Raw genomic sequence first — 13237 nt, 5'->3', positions numbered from 1 at the left:
TCCCGAATTAGGGGTTAATATGTAAACTAAAGGGGATTTATTTGTTTTGCATTACTCTTTTGTGAATTTTTTCTTGTATTCATTCGGGGTTAAGCCAAATTCTTCCTTAAAGTACTTTCTGAAATATTTAGGATCATTAAATCCTACCTGAAATGCCACTTCGTTGACAAACATTTGGCTTTTTTCGAGTAAGGTCGCCGCCCGTTTCAATCGGATGAATCGTATAAATTCGGATGGAGATTTATCTGTCAATGCCAAGATCTTTTTATAAAAATAAACACGACTCATAGCCATTTCACGGCAAAGGTCTTCAACCAGAAATTCGGTATTATCCATATTGGTCTCAACAATGGATATGGCTTTTTTTACAAACTTTTCGTCCATTGTCATAACTTCTATCTCACTGGGAGATATATCTATTTTCTTTTTAAAGGTCGAATGCTTATTTTTTTGTTTTTCGATTATCTTGGATATTTTCAGAGTCAGCATTTCAAGATTAAATGGTTTAGATATATAATCATCCGCTCCCGCTTCTATACCTGAGTATTGATTCTCTTGAGAAGATTTTGCTGTTAATAGAATAACAGGAATGTGAGATGTACGTATATCTTCTTTTATTTTCCGGCAGAATTCATATCCATCCATTACAGGCATCATGACATCACAAAGAATGATATCCGGTAATTGTTCCAATACCTTTTGATAGGCCTCCTCTCCATTATTTGCTGTGATTATTTGGTAGTCTTTCGAAAATAAGCTCCTCATAAATTCCCTGAAATCTTCGTTGTCATCCACAACCAGCAAGATGGGCATAGATGTATTGTGTGTATTTGTTGCATCGTCACGGAGTAATTCCATATCCTCGGTGTTTTCTTCGACAGAATAAATAACATCCTGATTCTTGAGTTTTTTATAAGATGAATTTTGAATAGGGATATGTATTGTGAATGCAGAACCTTTGTCTTCTTCACTTTCTACAAATATTTCGCCGTGATGCAGCTTTACATATTCACTGACCAGATGCAGACCTACCCCTGTACCAGGAAGACTCTTATGGCTTTGATTCTCCACTCTGTAGAAACGGTCAAATATTTTATTTAAGTCATTTTTTGGTATTCCTATCCCTGTATCGGAAACTTTAATGCTAAGTTGTTTGATGTTTTTCTCATCAACTAATTCCATAATGCCCACGCTTACATCCACATGTCCCGAATCGGTATATTTGAAAGCGTTTGAAAGCAGATTTACTAATACTTTATTTAATTTCTCGGCATCAAAATCCATACGAAGCTCTTCTAGATAGGTTGTGAATGTTAGTTTTATGGATTTATCCGCAGCCAATGATGAGAATTTTTGGCATACATTTCTGGTAAATGATATTATATCTCCGGAAGTGAGATTCAGGCTCATTTTTTTCATGTCGAGCTTTCTGAAATCCAGAATTTCATTAACCATATCCAGAAGGTTTAAAGCATTCCGTTTCATGATTGTCAGGAGAGTTTTCTGTTCTTCTGTACAAGGTTCTTTTAACAATTTGTCAAGCGGTGTGAGTATTAATGTAATAGGTGTCTTGAATTCGTGACTGATGTTGGTAAAGAACCGAAACTTTAATTCATCTACTTCGTGGATCTTATTTGCTTCCAGAATTTTTTGAGTTTGCTTAAATTCTATTTTCTGCTGATTCAGCTTGTATTGAATAAATTTTCGCAGAATCACCAGAAATATTAAAGAGTAAATGAGATACGCCCACCATGTAAGCCAGAAGGGCGGGTGTACAATGATTTTCATCACTAATGGATCAGAAGCCCATACACCATCATCATTACTTCCGTAGACGATTAGTTTGTATGTACCCGGATTAAGATTCGAATAGGACGCTGCCCCGATACCATCTTTGATGTCAGTCCATTTAGTGTCAATGCCTTCCAGCATATATCTGTAATGATTCTTCTCCGGATGAATGTAGTTGAGAGATGAAAATAATAAGGTAAAGTTAGTTTCGTCGTAATTAAGCTCAATCTGGTCGAGATCAGTGATTGCTTTTTTTATGATTACTCTGTTATTATACTTAATGTCAGGCTTTATTGTTTGATTTGCTATAAGCAGTTCTGTAAATTTAGGGTGAGGAGGTATTTTATTAAATGTGATATTATTGGGATCGAAGCAAATATAACCACTTGTGCTACCAATATAGATAAGTCCGTTTTTGTCTTTGAATATTGAATTCTGGTTAAATATAGAGCTGGGTAATCCGTCTCTGGTATCAAAAAAAGCCAGAGTATAAGTTAGCTTATTATTAGCATATTGACAATATATACAGACAAGTCCGTTACGAGTGCCGGCCCAGATATTTCCATTATTATCTTCTATAAGAGAGACTACTTCATCAGCAGTCAGTTCTTGATGGGATGTAATATAAGTGAATGATTTGGTCTCAGGATTATATATATTTATACCATTATCGGTAGCTAGCCAAACTAATTTACGAGAGTCTTCTATTATATAGTTTATAGCAAGATTTGTGAGAGAATCGACTTGATTGGAAGTGAGTAATGATAGAATTTTTTTATCGTTTTTACCTATTATATTTGCTCCTCTGTCGGTACTTATATAGATGTTTTTGTCGGAACTGCGATACATCGAAAGGCTGTAATCCGAAGATAACTGAGGAGTGTTCTGTGTGTTGAAACGCGTGAAAATACTTCGTGATTCATCTAATTTATTGACTCCTCCCCCTAATGTGCCTATCCATAAGTTATTATCTTCGTCTTCTGATAGGCCATATACGCTTTTTCCCGATATACTGTTTGGATCGTTTTCTTTTATCTGATAACGGGTGAATTTGTTTCCGTCGAAAGAGTTCAACCCTCCCAGAAAGGTCCCAACCCATAAGACTTGTTTGTGATCTTCGAATATAGATGTTATAATATCTGAGGATATGCTGTTTTGATCAGTCTGAGAATATCTGTAGGTTTGTATTGATTTGGTTTTCTCGTTGTACTTTATTATTCCTCTTCCATTTGTTCCTATCCATAGATTATCGTCCTTATCCTTAAAAAGGCTATTACAATCTAGGGTTTCCGAATCTCTCTTATATATTTCAAATAATGGGGTCTTTTTAAATTTGAATAGATTGGGGTGGTAATAAGATATTCCATTTTTATAGGTTCCAACCCATACAATACCGTCGTCAGAACAATAGGTACTGATAATCGAATTCTGGCTTATGGTGTTGTTGTTATATATGTCATTCTTTAAAACAGTTACACTCTTGTCTCTTTTATTAAAAATATTGAGTCCTCCATGATCGGTCCCTATCCAAAAGAGGCCATTCTGATCCTGATCTATTGACCTGATAAAGTTACTGGATAATTTAATACTCCCATCCTGATCAAGAAAAGTCCACTGCTTAGTTTTCGGTGAAAAGTAGGCGATACCTTTGTCCCCGATTCCCGGATATAGCCATAAGTCGTTCTCGGAATCGATGAATATCGATTTGATAATGGTTGAATTATTATGTGTTTGAAAGAATTTATCTCGTAAATCTATCTGATTGGTACTTTTATCCAGACGCTCTATAAGTCCGTCTTTATGCAGAAACCAGATGTAGTGTTCATTCATCTTTATCCGGGTGATTTCCCCCGTGCTTATATCAGTAGCTTTGTTTGTTTGTTTATACTGAGAGAGCTTTTTATTTTTAATATCGTATTTATACACGCCTTTGTCTTTATAATACGCATAAAAATCTTTGTTTCTATCTATTTCAATCAGATTGGGATTGGAAGGCAAACCCATTTTGCTTAATTCGGGCTCTACGTTGACTATAAATTTTTCGGATTTAGAATTATAAATGAAATAACTCATTCCATTATAGTATAACCACAAATTACCATTCACATCTTCCTGTATATTCGTAAATCGGTCTATTGGCGCACTGTTAACATCATACCTGCTATGTTTAAAAATTTTAAAATTTCGACCGTCATATCTGTTTAACCCGGAGTTTGTTCCAAACCACATAAAACCTTTACTGTCCTTAAATATACATTCGATCTGATTGTTCGATAAACCGTCTGTGTTATTGATATGTAAGAAGTCAAATGATTGAGAATATATATTAATACATAAACCAAACAATAAGGCAACAAGGTAATAAGCTGTTTTCATAGGTCTGTTGGTCACATTTTTTATGATTAGCAAATTTAAATAAAATGTCTAACAATAAACATTTTGTTACTATTTCAGTGCTGTTAAAGAAACATTTCACCCCTATGATAATTCGAAGAGTACCTTCTTTTAAAAACATTCAGTAGAGGTGGTTGGGTATTCTTAACTTAATTTTGCATAGACCAAGTCACAGAGAGTATTTTATTGGCGAATATTAAAAGAAATCTTAAATCTGTGACCTTAAAATCTAAATTATAAATATCATGACGAGACATTTGTTTTTAATGATGGTGTTAGTGCCTTGTTTATTCTTCAGTTGCAAAAGTTCATTCACGAAAACAGAGGATGGAATAGTTGTGAATCTGAAAAATCCACAGCCGGGGAATGCCAAAAGTATTCGACTGCAAGTTATTAATGATGATGTAATAAGGGTTACGGCTACTCCTTCAAATAAATTTTCGAAAAGAAAGAGTTTAATAACCGTATTTCCTTCGACTCAAAAAGAGGGTTGGAGTGTTGATGAAAAAGAAGGCAATGTTTTTCTTAAAACAGCAACAACAATAGCTAATGTATCATTGTCTACCGGAGAGGTTATATTTACCGATCTGAAAGGAAATGTATTATTAGCGGAAAATAAAGGTGGAGGGAAATCTTTCAAGGACATTGAGGTCGAGAGCAAAAAAGCTTATACAATGAGTCAGGTGTTCGAATCACCTGATGATGAATCTTTCTATGGACTTGGACAGCATCAGGCTGATGAGTTTAATTATAAAGGTAAGAACGAAGTGCTTTACCAATATAATACAAAGGTATCAGTGCCTTTTATTATTTCTTCTAAAAATTATGGGATATTATGGGATAATTACTCTTTGACTAAATATGGAGATTCTCGTGATTATGCCAATCTGGATAGTTTTAAGCTTTATAATAAGGATGGTAAAGAAGGTGGATTAACGGCGACATATCTTGTTAATGGAGATCCGAAGCAGGTATTTGTGGAAAGAGACGAAACTAAGATCGATTATGAGAATCTTGAAACAGTAAATAATTTTCCGAAAAATTTCCCATTCAATAATTCGAAAATTATCTGGGAAGGAGAGGTTGAAGCAAAAGAATCAGGTGTACACCGTTTTATATTATATTATGCCGGTTATACTAAAGTATATATTAATGACGAAGAGGTTGTTCCCGAAAGATGGCGCACTGCGTGGAATCCCAATAGCTATAAGTTTATCTACAATTTCGAAGCAGGTAAAAAATATAAAATAAAACTCGATTGGCAGCCCGATGGAGGAATTTCTTATGTAAGTCTTAAATTTTTAAGTCCCCGTGCTGATCAGGAACAGAATAAACTCTCTCTTTGGTCGGAAATGGGAGATGAGATCGACTATTACTTTATCCGAGGAAATAATATGGATGATGTAATCAAAGGTTATCGTCAGGTTACAGGTAAATCGCAAATCATGCCTAAGTGGGCTATGGGATTTTGGCAAAGTAGAGAAAGATATAAAACACAGGACGAATTATTGTCTGCTGTAAAAGAATACCGAAAAAGAAATATTCCGCTTGATAATATCGTTCTGGATTGGTCGTATTGGCCTCAGAATGCATGGGGAAGTCATGATTTCGATCTTGCTCGTTTTCCGGACGCTAAAGGTATGATTGATAGTGTTCATGCGATGGATGCTCATATAATGATATCGGTATGGCCTAAATTTTATTATACAACAGATAATTACAAAGCTTTCGACAAAGAAGGCTGGATGTATAGACGTGCTGTTCAGGATAGTATTAAAGACTGGATTGCTGCCGGTTATATCGGTTCCTTCTACGATGCGTACAGTGAGGGTGCACGCAAACTTTTCTGGAAGCAGATGAGCGAGAAGTTATATTCTAAAGGTATAGATGCGTGGTGGATGGATGCTTCGGAACCCGATATTCTCTCAAATGCAAGCATGCAATACCGTAAAGAATTAAGTACACCTACGGCTTTGGGTTCATCTACCGAATACTTTAATGCTTATGCTTTAGTAAATGCAATGGCAATATACGATGGGCAACGAGGAGAAAATCCGGACAGCCGTGTATTTCTTTTGACACGTTCGGGCTTTGCAGGTCTGCAAAGATATTCTACCGCAACGTGGAGCGGTGATATAGGTACTCGTTGGGAAGATATGAAATCTCAGATTTCGGCAGGACTTAATTTCGCTATGTCGGGAATCCCTTATTGGACTATGGATATCGGTGGTTTTTGCGTTGAAAAACGTTATGAGCAAGCTAAAGAAGGTTCTGAGGATCTGAAAGAATGGCGTGAATTGAATACCCGCTGGTTCCAGTTCGGTGCATTCTGTCCTTTGTTTCGCAGTCATGGACAATATCCTTATCGCGAAATATATAATATCGCACCTGAAGGATATCCAGCTTACAATAGCATGGTACATTATACCAAACTGCGTTATCGTCTTATGCCTTATATATATTCTTTGGCAGGAATGACTTATTTCAATGACTATACAATAATGCGTGCTTTGGTTATGGATTTTACATCGGATGTCAAGACTCATAATATAGGTGATCAGTATATGTTTGGTCCTAACCTTATGGTTGCACCAGTATATAAATATAAAGAAACCAGTCGTGATGTATATTTCCCCAATGGAGCTAACTGGTATAATTTCGATACAAGAGAATATATACAAGGTAATCAGAGCAAGCATGTTTCCGCTCCATATGAAAGGCTTCCGTTGTTTGTTCGAGAAGGAGCTATTCTGCCTATGGGTAAGGATATTCAGTCTACAAAAGAATCTCAGAATGATATATTGCTGCAAATCTATACAGGAACCGATGGCGAGTTTACTCTATATGAGGATGAAGCCACAAATTATAACTATGAGAAAGGTAAGTATTCGACTATTAAAATTAATTACAATGAGAAAACAAAAACAGTAACTATTAATGATGTTCAGGGAAAATTTGAAGGAATGCCAACTTCCCGCAAATTTGATATCGAATGGATATCTAAAGATGGACAAAAACACCCTGTAAAAACAGTAACATATACAGGCAAAAAACTTTCTATAACCATGTAAGCAATGAAAAACTTAAAAAATTAATGACCATGAACAAGCATTTGCACATATCTATGAAACAATCGCTAAAACGTTGTTTGATGTTGCTGGTTACCTTTGGACTATTATTTAACCTTACTGCCCAGTCCGGGCAGGATGTGTCCGGGGTCGTAGTATCGGCAACCGATGGAGAACCTTTGGTGGGAGCATCTGTCGTACAAAAAGGAACAACTAATGGAACAGTAACAGATCTGGACGGTAAATTCTTAATAAAAGTTCCGGGGAACGCAATTCTTGAAATTACTTATTTGGGATTTAAAACCACATCTGTATCTGTGGCTAATCAAAAAACTCTGAATATTCAACTTTCGGAAGATAATAATGTTCTGGATGAAGTTGTGGCTATCGGATATGGTGTTCAGAAAAAGAAACTCAATACCGGAGCAACAGTTCAGGTTAAAGGAGATGACATCGCCAAACTGAATACTACCAATCCATTGCAAGCCTTGCAAGGAAAGACTCCGGGTGTACAGATTTCGTCTACCTCGGGTCAGCCGGGAGCTGATATGAAAGTAACAATACGTGGTCTGGGTACTGTGGGTAATGCGGCACCATTGTATATAATTGACGGGATAGAGGGTGATATCACTTTGCTTAATGCATCGGATATACAATCTATTGATGTACTGAAAGATGCTGCTTCTGCTGCTATATATGGTGCGCAGGCTGCCAATGGTGTGGTATTGGTAACAACCAAACAAGGATCTAAAGGAAAAGGTCTGGTTTCTTTTGATGCATACTTTGGTGTTCAAAACGTTGCCCGAAAAACTAATATGCTTAATGCAAAGGAATATAAAACCATCATGGATGAGCAGTCTATCAATTCGGGCAGTTCTCCTTATAATTGGAGTAATTTAGGTGATCTGGCGGATACAGAATGGTTAGATTATATGTTTAAAGACAATGCTAAAACATCCAATTATGCATTGAACATCAACGGGGGATCTGAAAATTCAGTTTACTCGATGTCTTTAAATTATACCAGTCAGGAAGGTATTGTGGGAGGAAGTAAGGTTTCTAATTACGAAAGATACGGATTCCGTATTAATACCGAACACAAACTGTATTCCAATATTTTGAAGGTTGGACAACATTTAAACTTTAATTATATCAAGAACAGAGGTATTGGTGTAGGTAATCAGTATAATAATACTCTGCGTGGAGCGTTTAATACTTCTCCTTTATCACCTGTTTATAGTGATAATAATGTGTATGACAGCCCGTATAATGATACTTCAAAATCATTGTGGTATACGGGAGATAGTAACCCATACGGATCGATGATGACAAATTCGAACAATAAGAATAATGCTCAGAAGTTAATGGCTGATATATATGCAGAATTGGAGCCTATCATAAACTTAAAAATTCGCTCTACTTTCGGTATTAATTATTCTTCTTCGGATTACCGAAGTTTCACTCCTCTGTATCAATTCTCGGCATATACATACAATACCGATCATACTACAGTTAATCAGAATATGAATAAAGGTCAGACTTTGACCTGGACAAATACCGCAGGATATGATTTTAAACTGAACGAAGATCATGCTTTTTCTGCTTTAGTTGGTGCGGAGATTGTTCGTTATGACGGTTCATACTTATCAGGGTCTAACTGGAATTTGCTATCTCAGTTTAATGACTTTTCTCACGCATATCTGGTTAATACAACAGGTAAGGCTCATCTTGATAGTGATGGCAATATAGTGCATACCAAAACTGCGGATGGTGGCCCAGATAATAAATACCGTCGCATATCGTACTTTGGTCGTATAGGCTATAACTATGCCGAAAAATATATGTTTAATGCAACATTGAGAGCTGATGCTTCATCAAAATTTGCATCAGGACATCGTTGGGGATACTTCCCTTCATTCTCTGCAGGATGGAATATTTCGAATGAACCGTTTATGCAGTCAATAGCGAAAGACTTGTCTATCGACCAATTGAAGTTAAGAGCCAGTTGGGGACAAGTTGGTAATCAGAATATTGATGATTTTCAATACTCAGCACCTATTAATACTTCAAATGGAGAGTATGTATTCGGTACAGATAAAACGAACACTCAAGGTGCTTATCCCAGCAGATTGTCTAATAAAAATATAAAATGGGAAACTTCTGAACAGACTAATATCGGTTTGGATGCATTGTTTTTGCAGAGCCGTTTAGGTGTGAATTTCGATTTTTATGTTAAAACAACTAAAGACTGGCTGGTAAAAGCTCCTATTCTGGCAACAGCCGGAGCAGATGCTCCATATATTAATGGTGGAGATGTAAAAAATACAGGTTTTGAGTTAGCTGTTTCTTGGAGAGATAAAATTGGCGATGTAAACTACAATGTATCTGCCAATGGTGCTTTCAATAAGAATAAAGTCGGAAATATACCTACTCAAGACGGTATTATTCACGGAGCAACTAATATGCTGTACGATAATTCGGAAGAATTTTATAGAGCCGAAAATGGATATGCTATCGGTTATTTTTATGGATACAAAACTGCAGGTGTTTTTCAGAACGAACAGGAAATCGCAGATTGGAAGGCCGCAGGTAACGGTATTTTGCAATCGAGTGTGAAACCTGGTGATGTAAAATTTGTAGACCTCAATCATGACGGTAAAATAGATGCATCTGATAAAACTGATCTTGGTAACGGCATGCCGGACTTTACTTATGGACTTAGCTTTGGCTTAGACTACAAAGGCTTAGACTTCTCTGTTACAGCAAATGGTTCTGTTGGAAATAAGATCGTACAATCATATAGAAATCAGACAAACTATCTGGCTAATTATACTACAGATATTCTTGACAGATGGACAGGAGAGGGGACTTCAAATAAAATTCCTCGTGTAACCAATTCCAATATAAACTGGATATTCTCAGACTTATATGTACATGATGGCGACTTCTTAAGAATCAGTAATATAACATTGGGTTATGATCTTTCGCATATTATCAAACTGAAAGCTATCAGCCAACTTCGATTTTATGCATCGGTACAAAACGCATTCACATTTACTAAATACAATGGAATGGATCCTGAGATTGGTTACGGAACAGAAGGTTGGGTATCGGGTATCGATTTGGGGTATTATCCTCGTCCCAGAACTTATTTGTTTGGAGTTAACATAAAATTCTAAGGTCTCAGACTTATTTATTGCTTTGATCGAATATCTAATCAGAGCAAGTGTGATTGAAAATGTATTGTTAAAATCGATCATTTACTTAAAAGAAAAAACAATGAAAACGTTTAAATTCAATATAATTCTGGCATTAGCTTTAGGCTTTGGGCTAAGCTCTTGTTCCAACAGTTTTCTCGATGTAGAATCTGAAACCAATATAACCGACGATAATTTCTATAAGACTTTGGCTGATGCCGAAATGGCTCTTGTCGGATGTTATGATGGATATCAGAGAACGAGCTCTAATGGAAATTTATCTTTTTATGTAGTATCGGAAGTGCTTTCTGATAATTGTTTTGGGGGTACCGGTAATACTGATGGCAGAGGCTATCAGGCACTAGACAGATTTGATATTTCGCAATCTCCATCAGATAATAACCTATTCAATGGTACATGGACAGATTATTATGCAGGTATATTCAGATGTAATACTTTATTGCAGAAACTCGAAGGTGTATCGTGGGGAGACAGCAATCAAACAGCAAAGGCTCGTATTGAGGGCGAAACCCGCTTTCTGAGAGCCATCCTATATTTCGATTTGGTACGTCTTTTCGAAAAAGTACCTTTATTGACAGAACCTACTACTGCTAATTTACCTCAATCTGAACCGGTAGAAACATATAAACTGATAGCTCAGGATCTGAAATTTGCAGCTGAAAATATTCCTGCTGATGCTTATCCTAAGTCAAAAGCAAAAGAGAATGATGGTAGGGTAACCCGCTATGCTGCCGAAGCTATGCTGGCTCGTGTATATTTATTTTATACAGGATATTATGGCGCAGATGATTTGGGTGTAACTAAAGCCGAAGTTTTGAGTGGAGTTGAAGATGTGATCAACAGTAACGAATTTGATTTGGTTCCTACATTTAAATCTTTATGGCCTGCAGCCAGTTATGTTGCGAATACAGCAGATAATACTCTTGATAAGTCCGGATATGCGGGAATGGGTAATGTGGAAACAGTATTTGCTCAAAAATTCAATAGTACAACAGACTATGATGGAAATGTAGATGGTAACCGCTGGCTTGTAATGATGGGGTTACGCAATACCAACTTCTCTCCTTATGGTAAAGGTTGGGGTGCTTGCACTGTCAATCCGAGGCTGGTTAGTGCTTATACATCTCTTGATTCCAGAAAAACTGCATCTATGATAGATATAGAAGGAGAAGGTATTTTAAACACTTTCGATCTCGCCGGACAAAGAGAATACACCGGATATTCGGTCAAGAAATATACTCCTACTGCATTACCTGATGGAACTTCGGATACAGGTGGCTTAAATGATTTTCAGATATCCCAGGATCAGGATTTTGTAGTTATTCGCTATGCTGATGTGTTGTTGATGGCGGCCGAATTGGGGTCTGCTAATGCCCAGTCATATTATGACTTAGTGCGCAAACGTGCAGGACTTACTACTAAAGCTGTATCTCAAGCTAACTTATTGGAAGAACGCCGTCTTGAATTTGCATTTGAAGGTCTTCGTTATTGGGACTTATTACGTCAGGGTTTAGATGTTGCTGCATCAACGATCGCTCAAACGCAATCTGTATTGAGCGGAAATGCCAGTGATGTGGTAACTATAACTGCCAACAATATAAAAACTACTCGAGGATTTATGCAAATTCCTAATACACAGATAACATTGTCAAATGGAGTCTTGATTCAAAATTCAGGATGGAAATAAGGTCTCATACCTTTAAAATAAGTAACAGAAGGTATAAGTATTGCATCATTTTAAAGCGGTAACTATCTGTTGTATTTATGCTTACAAAGTTAAAAAATAGGTCTGAGACCTTAATATTGTAAATTATGAAAACTATATATAAATCATTACTGATACTTTTTAGCGGGATATTATTATTTTCGGCATGTTCTCCTGATGATCCGAAATTAGATACTCCAATAGCAAAAGATAAACTGAGTTTCGAGGCATATCAGGATTCAGAAAATCCTAATAAAGTTATCATTAAATCGAATAACACCAGTGATATTGTTTACTGGTCGTGGGACAATACTTCCGGTTCAGCGGGTGGTTACACTACCAACTATTCCGATACACTCAAGTTTGGTTTTGCAGGTAAGTATACCATCAATTATTCTATAGCGTCGAATGGTGGATTGGTCGCAGCAGACCCAAAGGTTATAGATATCACAACTTATGATCTCGACTATATGGAGAAAAGCGTTTTATGGACGTACCTGACAGGTGGAGTGGGCAAAGAAAAGACGTGGTACCTTGACTTGGATGCGAGAGGTAAATCGGTATACTTTGACGGCCCTATGTTTTTCTATGGGACAGACGACAGCTGGGAGAGTGTAACCGAAGGTAAAACTGTAGGAGGAGATTCTTGGAATTGGAGTCCTAAATATTCGGAAAACACCTGGCTTATGTCTGCTGTCGATTATGGTTCGTTGACATTCGGAGCAATAACAGGACATACACTGGTTGCTGATAAGAAAGCCGAAAGTAAAACCGAAAACGGATCTTATTGGATGGATGTAGATAAGCATACTTTAACCACTACCAATGCTACTATCCTGAGAGATTCGGGCCGTATTGCCATAGTTACTAAATGGACAAGTATGAAGATACTGTCATTGACTGAAAATTCCATGCAGTTAGCTGTTCTTCGTGACAATGATCCGAGTGAAGGACCTTGTCTTTTAGTATATAACTATGTGTCAAAAGCCTATTACGATAGTCATAAGTAATCTTCTTATCATTAAAATCCAAAGAGATTATATCCGATCTCTTTGGATTTT

At 36.7% G+C, this 13237-nt stretch carries 5 protein-coding genes; 4 read left to right on the top strand and 1 reads right to left on the bottom strand.

Going from position 1 to position 13237, the window contains the following annotated elements; genetic code table 11:
• Positions 1 to 51 precede the first annotated feature (51 nt).
• Entirely contained in the window at positions 52 to 4167 is a 4116-nt protein-coding gene (locus AABJ51_RS04690) for a hybrid sensor histidine kinase/response regulator (protein WP_338374583.1), read from the bottom strand.
• Positions 4168 to 4451: 284 nt separating this feature from the next.
• On the opposite strand from AABJ51_RS04690, the gene AABJ51_RS04685 reads away from it, so the two are divergent.
• From AABJ51_RS04685 to AABJ51_RS04670, 4 genes are all read left to right on the top strand, one after another.
• Positions 4452 to 7256 carry a TIM-barrel domain-containing protein gene (locus AABJ51_RS04685; RefSeq protein WP_338375944.1) on the top strand — a complete coding sequence of 935 codons (2805 nt, stop codon included), beginning with the start codon at positions 4452 to 4454 and terminating at the stop codon, positions 7254 to 7256.
• Positions 7257 to 7285: 29 nt separating this feature from the next.
• On the top strand, positions 7286 to 10432 hold the full coding sequence (locus AABJ51_RS04680; RefSeq protein ID WP_434781386.1) for a SusC/RagA family TonB-linked outer membrane protein: 3147 nt from the start codon (positions 7286 to 7288) through the stop codon (positions 10430 to 10432).
• A 100-nt stretch (positions 10433 to 10532) separates the two neighbouring features.
• Positions 10533 to 12158 (top strand): RagB/SusD family nutrient uptake outer membrane protein, encoded by a 1626-nt coding sequence (locus AABJ51_RS04675; protein WP_338374582.1) that lies wholly within the window; start codon positions 10533 to 10535, stop codon positions 12156 to 12158.
• A 125-nt stretch (positions 12159 to 12283) separates the two neighbouring features.
• On the top strand, positions 12284 to 13186 hold the full coding sequence (locus tag AABJ51_RS04670; protein ID WP_026625304.1) for a hypothetical protein: 903 nt from the start codon (positions 12284 to 12286) through the stop codon (positions 13184 to 13186).
• Positions 13187 to 13237: the final 51 nt, after the last annotated feature.

Origin of the sequence: Indolivaga capnocytophagoides, assembly GCF_036511535.1 — a bacterium.
GTDB lineage: Bacteria > Bacteroidota > Bacteroidia > Bacteroidales > Dysgonomonadaceae > Dysgonomonas_A > Dysgonomonas_A capnocytophagoides.
The sequence above is the reverse complement of the archived record's forward strand: the minus strand, read 5'-3'. Positions and strand labels throughout refer to the sequence as shown.

What these genes read in the sequence shown, in the direction of transcription:
- AABJ51_RS04690 (WP_338374583.1), bottom strand. Translation starts at nt 4,167, where the DNA reads ATGAAAACAGCTTATTACCTTGTTGCCTTATTGTTTGGTTTATGTATT.
- AABJ51_RS04670 (WP_026625304.1), top strand. Translation starts at nt 12,284, where the DNA reads ATGAAAACTATATATAAATCATTACTGATACTTTTTAGCGGGATATTA.
- AABJ51_RS04675 (WP_338374582.1), top strand. Translation starts at nt 10,533, where the DNA reads ATGAAAACGTTTAAATTCAATATAATTCTGGCATTAGCTTTAGGCTTT.
- AABJ51_RS04680 (WP_434781386.1), top strand. Translation starts at nt 7,286, where the DNA reads ATGAACAAGCATTTGCACATATCTATGAAACAATCGCTAAAACGTTGT.
- AABJ51_RS04685 (WP_338375944.1), top strand. Translation starts at nt 4,452, where the DNA reads ATGATGGTGTTAGTGCCTTGTTTATTCTTCAGTTGCAAAAGTTCATTC.